We start from the raw sequence: 15,936 nt of genomic DNA, 5'->3' as shown, positions 1-15,936 counted from the left end.
TCGAAAGGGTCACGTTCGAATGGTTTGTGAAACTCATAAATCATTTCGAGATCGAGTTTTCAAACGAAGTGAAAGTAATTTTCGTGGAGGGATAAGGGTTGTCGTTTTTTGGTATGTCCTGTCGCGAATAATGAAAATCGCGGGGTGGGATTTTCATGACCCGGCTGAAGGTTTCGCCCAAGCCACAAGGTTTTCAACATCAGTCAAGACGCTATACTCGGCTGACGCTTCCTATCGAGTTCCTTTCATGACTGCTTCGCGCCGCCGCCCCAAAAAGCTCACTGCCGAAGCGTTGATACGCGCGATTGCCAGTTCGACAGCCATCGAAACGGGTCAAAGCGTCGAATCGATTGAACGCAAGCTGAAGCTCAAGGACAGCAAATTTTTGCACCTTTCTCTGGCCAAATAGAGTCGTCATTCAGTTACTGAAAAAGTGGCGAATTCACTCAATCTCGGCGCCAAGACAAATCCAAAAACACAAACGGCTGCCCAAAGGCAGCCGTTCACAGGTTAGTCGCAAAGCCCTCTCGGGTTTAATCAACCCTCACACCATTTCGTTACGAATCCATTCAACCACCGACGTGCGCTTCGGCGCCCAGCCCAGCAGTTCGCGGGCGTGTTTGCCGCGTACCCGGCTGTTGGAACCCAGGCCATAGTTGGCCATTTCGTAGCCCCATTCGGCTTCGGCGTCTTTCAGCGGCCAGTCTTGTGGCTCGCCCAGATTCAGGGCTTCGGCCATGGCGGTGGTCATGTCGATGAACGACGCTTCGCCGCTTTCGACAAAGTAGAACGTGCCCGGGACGTTTTTGGTCAGGGCCAGCAGGTACAGCGCCACCACGTCTTCGATGTGCACGTTGGACCAGATGTTCTGACCGGTGCCGACGTGACGCACCACGCCGCTTTTGCGCGCCTGTTTCAGCAGGCGCGGCAGTTGCACGCTGTCGCGATTGACGCCCAGGCTGTGGCCGTAAATCAGGGTGTTACAGATCACTGCCGAGTTCACCCCGTCCTTCGCTGCCGCGAGGATCAGATTGTCGATGGCCACGCGTGCAGCCTTGTCGACGGTCGGCTCCGGCAGGTTGTCTTCGAAGTAGATGACGTCGCTGGATTTGCCGCCCGAGGCATCACCGACGATGCTCGAACCGCTGGTGTGCAGGAACACTTTGTTCGAGCCGCGCAGGGCATCGAGCAAGGCTTCGACGGCACCACGATGGTCGCTGCTGGCGGCGTTGATCACAGCGTCGGCGGCGCGAGCCTGTTCGGTCAGCAGTGCCTTGTCGTCGAGGGTGCCGATCACCGGGGTGATGCCCAGTGCTTTCAGCTCATTGGCCTGTTCGGCGCTGCGCACCAGACCGGTGACGGTGTGGCCGGCCTGGACCAGACCGGTAGCGATGGAGCCGCCGATAAAACCGGCAGCGCCGGTGACGAATACGTTCATGGAGAAACTCCCTGCGTGAATAAGTGATGGAGCGAGTATCGACCGCCGGGCCCGGTGGAAAAACCCGCCCACAACCAAATCACTGTTGCGCAGGGATCACGAATCAGCCTTTGAAATCGGCGCTGGCGTAAGCCGCCAGTTTGCTCTGGATGAAATCCAGGAAGCACTGGATGCGCAGCGCCAGTTGCGAGTTGCGGTAGTACACCGCGTTGATCGGCTGGCGATAACCGCTGTTGAATTCCGCCAGCAACACCTTGAGGCGCCCGGCGCGAATGTCGTCGATGGTCATGAAATGCGAGAGGCAGGCAATGCCCTGGCCTTCCAGCGCCAGATGCCGAACCGTCTCGCCACTGGAGGCGCTGATCGCCGGGGTGATCGGCCAACGGTCGCCGTGCACGTAACGCAGCGGCCACTGGTTGAGGCCTTCGTTCTGGGTGAAGCCGAGCAAGGTGTGTTCGCTCAGATCGGCGACCTGGAGCGGCGCACCGTGTTTTTCCAGATAGGCAGGACTGGCGACGATCAGCAGCGGACTACAGCCGAGCGACCGGGCATGCAACGTCGAATCGGCGAGGGTGCCGATGCGGATGGCGACGTCGGTGCTTTGTTCCAGCAGGTCAATGATCAGGTCGTTGCTGTTGAGTTCGAGCTGGATGTCCGGGTACAGCCGCCGGAATTCGTCGATGTACGGCACGATGGCGTGGAGCATGAACGGCGACGCGGCGTTGATGCGCAGCCGTCCTGATGGCGTTTGCTGGCGCGAAGAGAGGCGCTCTTCGATCTGGTCCATCTGGTCGAGGATCAGCTTGGCCTGTTCGAAGAAATACTTGCCCTCCTCGGTCAGGTCCATGCGCCGCGTGGTGCGGTTGATCAGCGTGGTGTCGAGCTTGGCTTCCAGCCGCGACAGCGTGCGGCTGACCGCCGACGGCGTCTGTCCCACCTGCTCGGCGGCGGCGGAAATCGAACCGCATTCGATCACGCAGACGAAAATCTGCAACTCATCGGATCTGGCTTTCACGGGTGTCCTCGAATCGAAAGGCCTGCTGCACAGGCTCAGGCCTTCGATAGTAGCCGAGCGTCAGGCCTTGAGGCCAAACACCTCGCTCAGATGCTGCTCGTAACGCGCCACGTCGGCCTCGATGTTCGGGCGTTTCATCACGTCCACGCAGAGAAACGTCGGCAGGCCGGTCATGCCGAGGAACTCGTTGGCCTTGTGGAACGGGAAGTAAACGGCGTCCACGCCTTTGGCTTCGAAGAAGTCGGTCGGATCATCGAACGCCTGCTGCGGCGCGTTCCAGGTCAGCGACAGCATGTATTGCTTGCCGTGGATCAGACCGCCGCTGCCGTACTTCTGCGAGGAATCCGAACGAGTGCGGCCATCGCTGGCGTACAGACTGCCGTGGCCTTCGGTGAAGACTTCGTCGATGTACTTTTTCACGGTCCACGGCGCGCCCATCCACCAGCCCGGCATCTGATAAATGATCACGTCGGCCCAGAGGAATTTGGCGACTTCTTCGGCGATGTCGTAACCCTCGTCGATGAAGGTGGTCTTGACGTCGACACCGCCGCGATCCAGCACGCTCAGCGCCGCTTCGTGCAGGGTGGTGTTGTAGCGACCGTCGGAGTGGGCGAATTTTTTACCGCCATTGAGCAACAGTACTTTTTTCATGGGACAGCCTCGATCGGATGCCGATGCACAGCGCAGAGCGCCGGATGGACAAGGGGAGAAATTGGATGGCGGCAGATTAACGATGCGCCTCGCGCGGAATAAGCCGCGGTTGCGCAAAAATCATTTGAGTAAAACGCACGAATCGAGTGCAGATTGTTGCCGTAGGATTGGCCGCAATCTGAATCTGAATGGAGTTTTTTGCGATGAGCGAACGCCAGGGTTTCATCCTGCACGCCAAGACCCGCCCGGAAAAAGCCGAGGCCTTCGAAGCGTTTTTCCGCGCCTACGTCGAGCCGAGCCGCGCCGAACCCGGCTGCATCGAGTACCACATGCTGCGCGACAAGCAAGACCCGACCCTGTTCATCTTCTACGAGATCTGGGAAAGCCAGGCGCATCTGGACGTGCACTCGAACCTGCCGCACATGCAGCAGTTTCTCGCTCAACGCATGGAGTATCTGGAGCGGGATTTCGACATCCGCCCGATCGAGATGCTCAGCGTTTCGTCCGCTAGCCGCTGATCAAGAGATGGGCGCCGAGCGCGCCCAGACCGATGAAGAACACCCGCTTGAACAGCACGGCGCTGATGCGCTGACGCAGCCATTGGCCTAGCAGCATGCCGAGCACGGCGGGGATCAGCGCCAGCAGCGAGGCGCTCAGTTCCGCGCCGCCGAGCGACCCGCGCCAGAGCAATCCGCCGGCCAGCGCCAGGGTCGACACGGTGAAGGACAGGCCCAGCGCCTGCACCAGTTCATCGCGGCTCAAACCCAGTGCCTGCATGTACGGAACGGCGGGAATCACGAACACACCGGTGGCCGATGTGATGACGCCGGTGATCACGCCACACAGCGGACCGAGCCACGGTTCATGGCGGCGACTGACACTCAGCGTCGGCAGGAACAATCCACTCAACGCATAGAGCAACAACGCCGCGCCAAGTCCGCGCACTACCCAATGCCCACCCGCCATGCCGATCCACAACGTGCCGACGGCCGTGCCGAGAAAGATCGCCAGCAGCATCGGCCACAGCCGTTTCACCAGCCCGCGCAAATGCCCGCCGAACGCCAGTTGCCAGACGTTGGTCAAGGTCGCCGGAATGATCAGCAACGCCGCAGCCTGCGACGGAACCATAGCCAGACCGAGCAAGCCCATGGCGACGGTGGGCAGGCCGAGGCCGATCACGCCTTTCACCAGACCGGCAAGGACGAAGGTCATCAGCACCAGCAAAGACAGGGCCAGACCGAGGTTTTGATAAAAATCTGCGAGTGCGTTCATGGCGATACTGTGCGCCTGCGCGGATCAACTGAAAATCTGTCATACACTGAGACAGCCTCTCTCTAAACAAGAGCCACGCATCATGCACTTCGACCTCACCGACCTGCGCCTGTACCTGCACATCCTCGACAGCGGCAACATCACCGCCGGCGCCGCACGCAGTCATTTGTCACTGGCGGCGGCCAGTGCGCGGATCCGGGCCATGGAAGCGTCGCTGGGCACCGAGTTCCTTGAGCGCGGGCGACGCGGAGTCACACCGACGCCGGCCGGCAAGGCCCTGGCGCAACATGCGCGACTCCTGCTGCAACACGCCGAGCGCATGCAGCAGGACTTGAACGAATACGCCCGGGGTGTCAAAGGCCAGGTACGTCTGTTGTGCAATACCACGGCCATCAGCGAATACCTGCCGGAAGTGCTGGCGGATTTCCTGCGCGAACATCCCAACCTCGACATCGACTTGCAGGAACTGCCCAGTGCCCGCATCACCCACGCCTTGCGCCAGGGAGCGGCAGACCTTGGCATCGTCTCTGACGCCGTGGACACCCGCGACTTGCAGACCCGGGCATTTCGCGAAGACCCGCTGGTGCTGCTCGTGCCACCGGGCCATGCGCTGGCAGAACGTCTCTCGCTGACCTTTGCCGAAACCCTGGCCCATGACTATGTAGCGCTGGGTGCCGACAGTGCCTTGGCGATTCATCTGGAGGAACAGGCGCTGCACATCGGCCAGCGCTTGACGATCCGAATCCGCGTCGATGGCTTCGATGGCCTCATGCGCATGGTTGCGCGTGGCGCGGGGCTGGCAATCGTGCCCAAAGTGGCGGTTGAGCGCTGGCCCCGGACGAACTCATTTATCTGCGTGCCGCTGGACGACGCCTGGGCCAGGCGGACACTGCATCTGTGTTCACGAAATTTCGCTCATCTGCCGGCCTATAGCCAGGCCTTGCTTGATGCTCTGACGCCTTGACTCTACCGCTAGGGGCAGACTCTATCCTGTGAGCTTCTTTTCAGGAGTACACACAATGAGCAAACGAATGCTCGTGATTCTGGGACACCCCTCCACCGACAGTTTTTGCGGAGCACTGAGTGAAACCTACGTTCAGGCGGCCAAGGACGCCGGGCATGAGGTGCGGTTGATGCGCCTGGATGCGCTGGATTTCGACCCGGTCCTGCACGAGGGTTACAACAAGATTCAGCCGCTGGAACCCGATCTGTTGCAGGCGCAGGCCGACATCACCTGGGCCGAGCACCTGACCTTCGTCTACCCGATCTGGTGGGGCGGGATTCCGGCGTTGATGAAAGGCTTTCTGGATCGCATCTTCCTGCCCGGTTTCGCCTTCAAGTACCGCGAGGGCAAGGCCTTCCCGGACAAACTGCTCAAAGGCCGCACCGCCCATTTGCTGGTGACCATGGACACGCCGTACTGGTACTACAAGTGGTTCTACGGCATGCCGGGTCTGCACCAGGTCCGCAAGACCACGCTGGAGTTCTGCGGCGTGAAACCGATCAAGACCCTGACGTTCGGCCCCATGCTCGGCTCCAAACCGGAGCAGCGCGATGTGTGGCTGCAACAGGCGCGAGCCAGCGCCGCGTTCTGAATCTGACGCGACTGTTCAACTGACGGCGCCGCCGACGCCGTCAGCCCCTCCACGGGCTCTCCCCGAGCCCGTCCGTCAGCTGTGCGCGTCATTTACGCACAGTTGCAACCTGCCGATGGTATTCACCCTATAATCGCCCGCCGATCAGGCCTCGAGCCTGGTCACGCTAAGCCCTGTTTGATCATCGAGATGGATCTTTATGTATATCGGCAAAGCCGCCCAGCTGTCGGGCACCACAGTCAAAAGCATTCGCCATTACGAAGAAATCGGCCTGTTGCCCGAGCCCAAGCGTGAAGGCAAATACCGTATCTACAGTCAAGAAAGCGTCGAGGTACTGACGTTCATCAAATGCGCCCAGCAACTGGGCTTCAAGCTCAAGGAGCTGCAAGTCATCCTGAACAACTACCGCGGCGACGAATTCCCCTGGGACATGGCACAGAATGCCATCGCCCAGAAAAAAGCCGAGCTGGTGACCCAGATCGGCGATTTGCAGCAGTTGTACGATGGTCTTGAAGCGTTTGAAAACAACCTCCACGAGGCTCGACAGGAGTGTCAGTTCGAGCGCATCGCCCGGCATGGGGAAAAAACCCCGGGCGCTACGCTGAACTGAAAACCCTTCTGCGACGCATGGGCCGGTTCGCCTGTCGGATCAGGGCAGGCGGACCCGGTCCGGGCGCATTCAGCCCGGTACTGGCTCTGCGTCGACACGTTGCGCCTGAGCGGGCTGGACAACCGGCTCAATCGCACCGAAGAACCACGGCGAAACCAGCGTCACCAGAATGATGGTCATGACACCGCTGGAGAACAGCGCCATGGCCACCAGTGCCCCCAGGTCGACAATCGGCTTGAAGTCAGAAAACAACAGCGCCATGAAGCCGACGGAGAAGATCACCACGTTGATCACCGTCGAACGGCCGACGCTGTGCATCGCCTGCAGAATGGCCGCGTCGACTTCAATGCCCTGCTGCACCAGCAACTTGATGCGCGACAACAGGTGCACCGCGTAATCGACCACGCCCACCACCAGGAAAGTCACCAGCGTCGTGCCGATGTTCAGCTGGATCCCGAACAGGAACATGAAGCCGTAGACCGTGACCGAGGTGGTCAGCAGGGTCAACATGCCGAGGATGCCCAGCCGCACCGATTTGAGCCAGTACATCATCATCAGCGTGACGACCAGCAACGCCAGGGAAAAGCTCAGTACCTGGCCCTGGGTGATTTCCTGCAACACACCGGTCCAGATCAACGGCGTGCCGGCATGCGTCACCTCCAGGTTGGCCGGTTTGTTCACCAGCAGCCAGGCGTCGAGGCGATCGAGCATGCCCTGATAATCGCTGGCGACCGACGAGGTCATGGTGTACAGCGTCAAGGCCTTGGAGAAGTCGGCGTTGAGCACGTTGTTCAGGTCCGAGCCGCCACCGTTCTCGAACAGCATCACGTGCTGCTCGATCAGCGAATTGCCTGGTACTTCGAAATGCTCGACCTGCCCGTCGTCATTGACGGAGGTCACCTTTTCCATGGCGTCGGGAACGCGCAGGTAATCAGGGTTCATGTCGTTGAGCACCAGGTTCATGCGCTTGACGTAAGTGGCCAGGGAGTAGCCGTAACTCACGTTCGGCTGTTGCTTGATGAAGTGGTCGAGCCTGTCGATGAACTGCACCACCTCCGTGGTCAGCACCCCGCGTGGCTCCTTGCTGTCGATGGCAATCCAGCCCGGCGCCGTACCCGCCACTTTGGCGTGGTTGATGAACTGGTCCGAGACGCGGATATGGCTCTCAGACTTGAAGTAGGCGATGCCCGAGTCTTCGATATCGACGCGGAAGGTGAACACAGTGGCCAGCGCCAGCAACGGCAGCATGACCATGAGAATCGGTTTGCGAAAGCGGATCATCCAGGCGCAGAACGCCACCAGATAACGCGAGATGATCGATTCCTTGTGCGCGGCCACCCTGGCCTGCGGCGATTGATCCTTGCCCCAGATGGAAATCCAGGCCGGAATCAGCAGCAACGAAATGATCAGTGCCGCCGTCAGGCCGATGGACATGAACACGCCGAAGTTACGGATGCTGACGATGTTGTTGGTGGTGGAAATCATGAACGTGGCGATGGTCGTCACCGTCGTCAACACCACCGGCACGACCATCAGGCGCTGGGTTTCGCGGTTGGCGTCACGGTTGCTCTTGCCGGCGTTTTTCTGCTCGTAATATTCGGCCATCACATGGATGGCGTCCGAGCAGCAGATGGTGAACAGAAACACCGGCAGTACGCTGGTCAACAGGTCGAACGGCACCCGCAGCAGCGCCATCAGGCCCAGCGTCCAGATGGTGCAGAACAGAATGTTGAACAGCGGCAACAACACGCCCAGCGGTTTGCGGAAGAAGAAAATCAACAGCAGGGTGATCAGCAGAAACACGATCGGAAACAGCACCGCCAGGTCATGGTCGATGATTTCCTGCTGGGCCGCGATGAAGATCGGCATGCCGGCAATGAAGATCTCGTCCTTGTACTCGGGGTGCTCGGCCTGATACTGCGCGACGATGCCCCGCACGATCTGATAGGCGCGCAACTGCGCCTGGGCGTCATCCTGCTTGGTGCCGAGTTCGGCCACCAGCATCGCGACTTTCTTGTCCTTCGACACCACCCCGTCGACCATCAGTTCGTTGCCCATGATCTGTGACTCGACCACGGCCGGGTCCATGTCATAGGCGTTGAGGGTCTTGTGGATCAACAACTCGCCACCGTCGGTCAGCACGATGTTTTCCAGGTCGCCCATCGAGGCCATTTCGCGAATCGGGTTGATCCGCTCGGCGAGGAAGGTCAGGAACAACTGATCATGAGCATCCCAGTTCTGACTCTGGGCATGATCGCGCAAGGCCTTGGCCTGCGCGTAATCATTCTGGGAAAAACCGTCCTCCAGAATGTCCCGGGTCAATAACTGCGCGCGGCTGTCATTCGGGTAGCGGGCAACGATTTGCGCCAGTTGCTCCTTGTCGGCGTCGTTGGCCAGGATCATCTTGCGCACCGACTGCGACATCGAAAACAGCGCATTGAGCGTCTGTTTGTTGAAGACCGTCTGCGGGTTGTTCAGCGCCACCATCACCGAGTCGAAGGTGCCGGTGAACTCACCCTGCAAATCGATGATGGTCTTGCGCGCCGGATGGCTGTCCTTGAGCAGATAAGGGTTGGTGTCCGAGACCAGCGCGCCCAGCGTATAGGTGAAATACGCAGTGATCGCCACCAGCAGGAAAACGATCGCCCGCGCATGGCGCTCGACGAAGTTCAGGTATCTTTCCATGATCATGTGTTCCAGGGTCGTCGGGAGCGGCGCTTAGCGGGCAGTCACGGAAAATTCCGGCAGGTCACCGGTTTTCAGGCCGCGCTTGATGGCGGTCTGGGTAAACAGCCGGTCTTCGAGCGGGACGTTGTACTGCAACTGGTTGAAGCGCATTTCCGAGCGCGTACCGTCGATGAAGTGTTCGGTTTCACTGAGCAGGATGCTGTCGATCCCGTCGATGGTCTCGACCTTCTGGGTGCGCATCTGCTTGATCAGCACACCTTTGACGTCGAAGAAGTCCTGACGCATGACCAGGAAATTCTGCTTGTCGATCCACACCTTGAGTTTGTTGTAACCGGTCTTGGCCAGCACTTCAGGGGACGCCGGTTCACGTTCGATCACGTAGCAGTCGCGGCCCTTGATCTGCTCTTCACCCAACAATGTCTGCGAGTAATCCTTGACCCGGATCTTGTCCAGATCGGCATAGGAGTATTCGCTGCCCATGAACGAGCCACGCTTGTCGGTGGTGGAGATCCGGCGGGTCTGGCGACTGACCGGCAGGTACATCCACTGGCTGTCTTCCAGGCCCAGGGTCTCATGCGGGTTTTCGATGTGGAACGCGACGTCGCGCACATCGGTCGGCGCCGAGAAATACATGCTGAATTTGTCGCTGTCCGGGTAGTCCTTCTGCAGGTAGGTGAATTCACGAACCCGGGTATTGCCCTTCTTGTCGTGGAGGATCAACGACACCTGGGACATGAAGCTTTTACCGTCATTGCGATCACGCACCTGGCGAATGATTTCATCGGCATTGCTGCCGTCGGCAGCGCTGGCGCAGACGCCACTGAGGATCAACGCGGTGGCGGTCAGGCTTTTCAAAAGAGGCAACATCGGAATTTCCCTTTTCGTCGGATGAGTACATGCGGGCCTGCGCCACCGGCGGCAGGCAGGCGTCACGGGGTTAAAACAGATAGCCGGCGGACAGCCGCACTTGATCGCGCTTGCTGTACTCGCCGAAGGCCCTGTCGGGTTTGCCGAAGAACACGTCCACTTCCAGTCCCAGCTTGATGTAGTCCACCGGTTTGTAGGTGAAGATGCCCTGCAGCAAAGCGTTGTCCTTGAGCGGCGGCGAGGCAGCAGCCACCAGTCGGCTCTTGAGCCGGTCCTGCCAGTGAGTGCCTTCGGCCGACAGCGTGAACAGCGGCTCGCGCTTGTCCTGCAGCATCCCGTCCTGCCAGTCGAGCAGCACCTGTTCCTGCCATTGCGCGGAAATCAGCCAGTCGCGCCACAGATAGTCGACGCCCAGCAGCGACTTGACCATCGAGGTGCTGTCGGCACCGTAGGCGCGGGTCGGATTGGTCACGCGCCAGTTGTCGAACCAGGCGATCTCGCTGCGCACCACGATGCTGTGACCGGCGTCGATCGCCAGACCTGCACCGCCCATGGTGTAACGGGGAAACTGGCGTTCAAGGCGTGTACGACCGTCATCGGCCAGACCTTCGACGGCATACACCGGGTCCTGCTGACGTGCGCTCAGTGCCACGAAACTAGTGTCCACCGCACCGATCCGGCCGTTGGCGCTCAGACCATAGGAATAGCCCTTGTCACCGTCATAACCGGGTTTGGAATCAAGCAGGAAATACTCCGGATCGGGCGCCGCAAACAGCGGCGCGGCGAACTCGCTGCCCGCCACCGGCGGCTGGTTCTTGACGAAGTCGGTGATCCACAGCGCTTCCAGTTCCCACTCGCCCACGGGCTGCGTCACACGCACCATCGGCACGGCGATGCGGCTGTCTTCAAGCAACGGGGTCAGCCCATCGCGATAGTCCAGCGGGTTGATCTGGTCCAGCACACGCAATTCATCCGCTCGCCCCCAGACCACCTGCTGCCAGCCGACCGTCACTTCACCGTCGCCCAGCGAATGACCGACATACAGATGCCGCCAATCAGCGTCGAAGCGATATTTTTCCCGGGCGCGTTCGCTGTACGGGTTGTTGCCGTCGTAGCGGGTGTCATACCGCACACGGCCCTTGGCCTTGTAATAGCCGCCGTCCCAGTTGTCCTCCAGGTTGGCTTTGAAATACACGGCCTTCTGTGTGACCTGATCGTCACCGTGCAGGCGCAGTGCCGTGGCCACGCCGATTTCGGCGTCGGCGTAATCGGGCTTGAGATCGTCGACTTCCAGGGCCGCGACGGCCGCCGGAGCGGCCACGCACGCCCACATCGCCCAGGCGATGCGGTTGATAGATCCTGGCATCGCTACATTCCCAACCCGACGCCGCCATCGATCACCAGGCTCTGGGCCGTGACCCCGCCGGCTTCAGGACTGGCCAGGTAACGCACCATCGCCGCCACTTCTTCGCTCTGGATGAAGCGGCGCATCGGCAGTTTTTTCTTCGCGTTGCGCACGATCTGTTCCTGGGTCAGACCGGCAATCGCCGCTTGCGTCGCCAGTTCGCCCTGGAGCATCGGTGTATCGATCCAGGCCGGCAGAATCGCGTTGACCGTGATCTGCCGCGGCGCCAGGTCCAGCGCCAGAGCCTTGGTCATGCCGACGATGCCGTGCTTGGACGCGCAGTACGCGGTGTTGCGCACCTTGCCGGCCCGCCCGAGGATCGAGGACATGTTGATGATCCGTCCCCGATCCGGCATCAGCGCCAGGCACAACGAGGTCACGTAAAACGTACCGTTGAGGTTGACCGAAATCACCTTGTGCCAGTTGTGCAGATCTTCGGGCTCGTTTTCATTGCAGATACCGGCACTGTTGACCAGCACGTCGACCTGCTTGATCCGGGTGCCGAGCTGCTTGAAAAACGCTTCCATGGCAGACAGGTCGGCGATGTTCGCCGCGTGGGTCTCGACCCGCGCGTTGATCCGCTCCTGCTGCTCATCTACCCAGCCCTGCAGTTGCGGCAGATCCAGGTCCAGCAGGATCAGGTGATTGTCGCCATTGGCCGCGAAGTCCTCGGCCACCGCGCGACCGATGCCCTTGGCCGCACCGGTAATCAGAATGGTGCGGCTCATGGCATTTTCAACCCGCCGTTCACCGGCAGGACCTCCCCGGTCAGGTACAGGCCACGGTCGGCGAGGTACAGCACTGCCTCGGCAATTTCCTCGGGTTCGGCGTAACGCTTGATCAGCAGCCGCGACTGGATCTGCTCTTCCTGACTGCCGATCAGCGCGGTGCTCATCTCGGTCTTGACGATCCCCGGTGCCACCGCATTGACCCGGATATTGCGTGGCGCCAGCTCGACCGCCAGCGCGCGGGTCATGGCTTCGACCCCGCCCTTGGCCGCGGCATAGTTGCTCTGGCCCTTGCCGGGCTTTTGCGCGGCGACCGAACTGATATTGACGATGCAGCCGCTACGCTGGCGCAGCATGCCCGGCAGCACTTGCTGACAGCAGAGCAAGGTGCCGACCAGGTTGGTCTGGATCACCTCCAGGATGTCGCTGGCCGGCATCGTCGCCAGCAAGCCGTCACGGGTAATGCCGGCGTTGTTGACCAGCAGATCGACGCGCTGGAAATGCGCCTCGACCCGCTCGAAGAATGACCCGATGCTGTCGCCACGGCTGATGTCGCATTGCAGCGCCAGGCAATCCACGCCCGACGCTTGCACTTCATCACGCAAGGCGATCGCCGCTACTTCATCACGCACATAACTGAACGCCACTTGATAACCGGCACCTGCCAGCGCCAGGACGATGGCCCGGCCGATGCCACGGCTGCCGCCGGTCACTACTGCTACTTTGTTCGGCATGACCGTTCCTTACAGCGAGTTGTCGGTTTTGAACTGCGCGAGGCTGAACCCGTGGGTCGCGGCCAGTGCACGGATCTGTTGCACTTGCTCACGACTGATGTCGCCGTAGGAGTAGTGCTGTTTCATGCCCGACAACCCCATCAGTACCGACTCCGCCATGCAGGCGTACAACTGACCTTGCTTGAGGTAGGCGCGAACGTTGAGGGCCAGGCCATCGCCCAGCGGCGTCTGGACAATCCCGCCGTGCATGTACAGCACGTCGGAGCGCTGGCCGGCGAGGTTCTGGTCCACGTTCAGCGGAACGGCGATGTCGCAGATCACGCTGTTTTCGGCAAAGTGTTCGGCACCGAGAAACGCCTGCGGTGCATTCGCCGCACACAGCACGATGCGCGCCTGCTTCAAGGCATCGAGGTCGTTGCTGACGGTGATGAACGCGTTGCTTCCCAGTTGCTCATCGACCAGTTGCGCCACGCGCTGCCCGAGATCGGCACTGTTGCCATGGGCTTGCAGCAGGGCGTCGATACCCCGCAGTTGCTGCAGGCGACTGGCGAGACGATCGTGCTCGGCAACACCCTTGAGAATGGCCCGGGCGGCTTCGGCGTAAATCTGCTGAGCGGTTTTCTCCAGGCGTCGCAGCGAGCCGTCGCGACCACTGCCGATCAGGATCAGGTGCTCGACACTGGTCGACAACAGCGAGGCGTAGGTCGAAGCAATGTTGCCGGCAGCACCGACCACCGCAGCGGTCTGCCGGCTCAGTTCCAGCCCTTGCTGTTTGCAGCCCTGCTCGATGGCTTCCAGCCCCATGCCGATGGTCAGTGCGTTGCCCGAGGTCAGCGCCATGTCAGGAATTTTCAGCGCCTGACAGTTGTTGGTGACGATCGAGGTGTACATGCCCAGGCCGGCCACGCTATAGCCGTCGGCGCGGGCATCCTTGATGCGATTGCCGACTTCCTCGCGGATGGTTTCCAGATCGCCGCTGGCGATATAAGCCGCCATCGCATCGGAATCCATGCACAGCGGATAGAGGGTGAACTCCACCGCCGTGCCGAGTTTCGAGCGGATCTGCACCGGACCGATAGGCGCCGCGCGGCGCTCGGGGGCCATGCGTTTGATGAACTCGCGCTTCTGCTCCGGGCTCAGGGTCGACAGCGAAGGGTCGACATCACTGAGCATGTCTGCATCGATCAGGTGGTTGATGAACGCCACGCGTGCAACCACGCGCACGTTCTCGTCAGACTTTGGGAGGCTTTCGGTCTCCGTGAAGCTGACTTCGCGCGCCGGCACCTGGGCGATGCTGTCGGCACACACACCGGCAGCCAGCGGGAACGCGTCGCGACGACGCAGCATGTCGCAGACTTTTTGCAGCGAAGCGATCAGGCCATCGATTTCCTGGAAGGTGATGCACACCGGTGGTTCCAGGCGAATCACATTGGCATTGCTGCCCGACGGCGCCACGCGCAACGACTCGAACTGCAACAGGTAGCCGGCAATGATGTAGCCCAGCGCATCGTTGTACTGCGCCGAAGCCTGGACCAGCGAACTGGCGCCGGTCAGGTCATGCAGTTCGAACCCCAGCAGCAGACCGCGCCCGCGCACATCGGCGATCACGTCCGGATAGGCCGCCTTGAGCTCCAGCAGCGAAGTCTTGAGGTACTCGCCCTTCTTGTTCACATCCTTGAGCATGGCGCTGTCGTTTTCGAACAGCCGGCGCAGGGCCGACAGCGCGATGTGGCACGACGCATCGTCTTCAGCGAAGGTCGAGCTGTGGATGTAGCTGAAATCGTTTTCGTAATGGCTGGCGCGAATCACGGTGGCGGCGATTTTCATCAAGCCGCCGCCCAGCGCCTTGGACAGGCAGTAGTAGTCGCCCTGCAGGTTGAAATGGGTGGCGCCGAGCAAGGTGCCGGTGCGACCGAAACCCGACTGCACTTCGTCGATGACCAACGGGCATTGCTGCTCGTTGCACAGGCGACGCAGGCCCAGATAGAACTCTTTGGCAAACTCGTTGATCCCGCCCTCGCCCTGGATTGGTTCCAGCAGCACAGCAGTGATTGCGCTGAACGCTTCACGGCGCACGTGCAGGGTTTCGCCGCTCCACTCCAGGCTCAGCCAGTGATGCTGGTGGCGGGCCGGCAGGTCTTGCAGCTGCTGCGGTTGATGCGGATCGATGAATTCGACATTGAGCCCGAAACGGGCAAATGGCTTGCGGTATTGCTTGCCGTAAGTCAGTTGAACAGTGTTCACCAGTTTGCCGTGGAAGCTGCCTCGCACCGCGAGGAAGACCGGCTCGACATGCAGTTGCGCGAGGTTGTGCTGACGCACAGCCTCGGCCACCTGACGCACGGTCACGCAGGTCAGGTGCGGCGGCAACAGGCCGGCCGGCAGGTCGAGATCATCGATCTCCAGCTCGACATAGGCCTTGTCACTGGCCACCAGATTCGCCAGTTCAAAATCACGCTCGTCGAACTGTTTCTGCAGGTTTTTCTGACGACGGTACTCGGCATGCTTGACGGCGATTTCCACCGACTCGGCGCCACTGTTGGAGAACGTGGAAATGTAGCGCTCGGTGTTGTTCAGCTCACGGTTGAACGCTTCGCTGAGTTCGCGCCCCAACTGCCCCGCCGCGCCACGCACCGACATTTGCGCGTTGAACGGCACATCGGCGCGCAGCAGGCCGCACAGCTGATCGACGAATTGCGGATCGTTGTGACCGTACAGCGCGGCACCGTAGCCACCGAGAAAATCGGTGACGGTCACTTCGTCACCCAGCTTGTCGCGGTAGAACAGTTTGCTGCCCTGCGCCCGATGGAACTGGCACTCCAGGCCCAGGGCCTGCATCAATTCAACGAATTTTGGCCGAACGTAATCGCGGTAATCCATGACAGTCATATCCCTTGAGTAAAAATTCAGAAGCGATGTATTGCCTTGAAGCG

General features: G+C 60.5%; 15 protein-coding genes. 5 read left to right on the top strand and 10 right to left on the bottom strand.

The genetic code is table 11. From position 1 onward, the window contains the following. Window positions 1-130: 130 nt before the first annotated feature. A complete protein-coding gene (locus tag ACKLNA_RS17350) occupies window positions 131-409 on the top strand; it encodes a hypothetical protein (protein ID WP_408986575.1) in 279 nt (92 codons plus the stop codon). Window positions 410-544: 135 nt separating this feature from the next. On the opposite strand, the gene ACKLNA_RS17345 is transcribed toward ACKLNA_RS17350, so the two are convergent. From ACKLNA_RS17345 to ACKLNA_RS17335, 3 genes are all read right to left on the bottom strand, one after another. Then, on the bottom strand, window positions 545-1,438 hold the full coding sequence (locus tag ACKLNA_RS17345; RefSeq protein WP_408986574.1) for an NAD-dependent epimerase/dehydratase family protein: 894 nt from the start codon (window positions 1,436-1,438) through the stop codon (window positions 545-547). Between the two features lie 103 nt (window positions 1,439-1,541). Further along, complete coding sequence (locus ACKLNA_RS17340; protein ID WP_408986573.1) at window positions 1,542-2,453, bottom strand: LysR substrate-binding domain-containing protein; 912 nt, start codon at window positions 2,451-2,453, stop codon at window positions 1,542-1,544. A 60-nt stretch (window positions 2,454-2,513) separates the two neighbouring features. After that, a complete protein-coding gene (locus ACKLNA_RS17335; RefSeq protein WP_265812382.1) occupies window positions 2,514-3,104 on the bottom strand; it encodes an NAD(P)H-dependent oxidoreductase in 591 nt (196 codons plus the stop codon). A gap of 203 nt (window positions 3,105-3,307) precedes the next feature. On the opposite strand from ACKLNA_RS17335, the gene ACKLNA_RS17330 reads away from it, so the two are divergent. Then, window positions 3,308-3,622, top strand: a complete 315-nt coding sequence (locus tag ACKLNA_RS17330) for a putative quinol monooxygenase (protein ID WP_248744035.1) — start codon at window positions 3,308-3,310, stop codon at window positions 3,620-3,622. On the opposite strand, the gene ACKLNA_RS17325 is transcribed toward ACKLNA_RS17330, so the two are convergent. Continuing rightward, entirely contained in the window at window positions 3,612-4,376 is a 765-nt protein-coding gene (locus tag ACKLNA_RS17325; RefSeq protein ID WP_408986572.1) for a sulfite exporter TauE/SafE family protein, read from the bottom strand. The two genes, ACKLNA_RS17330 and ACKLNA_RS17325, sit on opposite strands and share 11 nt — an antisense overlap. Before the next feature lie 82 nt (window positions 4,377-4,458). Between ACKLNA_RS17325 and ACKLNA_RS17320 the strand changes: the two genes are divergently transcribed. The 3 genes from ACKLNA_RS17320 (at window position 4,459) to ACKLNA_RS17310 (ending at window position 6,581) form a co-directional block, all read left to right on the top strand. Then, window positions 4,459-5,340, top strand: coding sequence for a LysR substrate-binding domain-containing protein (locus tag ACKLNA_RS17320; RefSeq protein WP_408986571.1), 882 nt, complete (start codon window positions 4,459-4,461; stop codon window positions 5,338-5,340). A 55-nt stretch (window positions 5,341-5,395) separates the two neighbouring features. Continuing rightward, the gene (locus ACKLNA_RS17315; RefSeq protein ID WP_248744038.1) at window positions 5,396-5,971 is read left to right on the top strand and encodes an NAD(P)H-dependent oxidoreductase; all 576 of its coding nucleotides are present in this window, start codon (window positions 5,396-5,398) and stop codon (window positions 5,969-5,971) included. 199 nt (window positions 5,972-6,170) lie between these two features. Then, entirely contained in the window at window positions 6,171-6,581 is a 411-nt protein-coding gene (locus tag ACKLNA_RS17310; protein WP_408986570.1) for a MerR family transcriptional regulator, read from the top strand. A 69-nt stretch (window positions 6,582-6,650) separates the two neighbouring features. On the opposite strand, the gene ACKLNA_RS17305 is transcribed toward ACKLNA_RS17310, so the two are convergent. From ACKLNA_RS17305 to ACKLNA_RS17280, 6 genes are all read right to left on the bottom strand, one after another. After that, window positions 6,651-9,266 (bottom strand): efflux RND transporter permease subunit, encoded by a 2,616-nt coding sequence (locus tag ACKLNA_RS17305; protein WP_408986569.1) that lies wholly within the window; start codon window positions 9,264-9,266, stop codon window positions 6,651-6,653. Between the two features lie 33 nt (window positions 9,267-9,299). Next, window positions 9,300-10,136, bottom strand: a complete 837-nt coding sequence (locus ACKLNA_RS17300) for an outer membrane lipoprotein-sorting protein (RefSeq protein ID WP_408986568.1) — start codon at window positions 10,134-10,136, stop codon at window positions 9,300-9,302. Between the two features lie 70 nt (window positions 10,137-10,206). Next, window positions 10,207-11,502 (bottom strand): DUF1302 family protein, encoded by a 1,296-nt coding sequence (locus ACKLNA_RS17295; RefSeq protein ID WP_408986567.1) that lies wholly within the window; start codon window positions 11,500-11,502, stop codon window positions 10,207-10,209. A 2-nt stretch (window positions 11,503-11,504) separates the two neighbouring features. Further along, window positions 11,505-12,269: an SDR family NAD(P)-dependent oxidoreductase gene (locus ACKLNA_RS17290; RefSeq protein WP_408986566.1), complete on the bottom strand. Its 765-nt coding sequence runs from the start codon at window positions 12,267-12,269 to the stop codon at window positions 11,505-11,507. Further along, window positions 12,266-13,003, bottom strand: coding sequence for a 3-oxoacyl-ACP reductase family protein (locus tag ACKLNA_RS17285; RefSeq protein ID WP_408986565.1), 738 nt, complete (start codon window positions 13,001-13,003; stop codon window positions 12,266-12,268). Before ACKLNA_RS17285 ends, ACKLNA_RS17290 begins: the two co-directional genes overlap by 4 nt. A 9-nt stretch (window positions 13,004-13,012) precedes the next feature. Next, window positions 13,013-15,883 carry an aminotransferase class III-fold pyridoxal phosphate-dependent enzyme gene (locus ACKLNA_RS17280; RefSeq protein ID WP_408986564.1) on the bottom strand — a complete coding sequence of 957 codons (2,871 nt, stop codon included), beginning with the start codon at window positions 15,881-15,883 and terminating at the stop codon, window positions 13,013-13,015. Window positions 15,884-15,936 lie beyond the last annotated feature (53 nt).

The sequence above is a fragment of the Pseudomonas sp. UV AK001 genome (genome assembly GCF_046097675.1).
Classification (GTDB): domain Bacteria; phylum Pseudomonadota; class Gammaproteobacteria; order Pseudomonadales; family Pseudomonadaceae; genus Aquipseudomonas; species Aquipseudomonas kribbensis.
The sequence above is the reverse complement of the archived record's forward strand: the minus strand, read 5'-3'. Positions and strand labels throughout refer to the sequence as shown.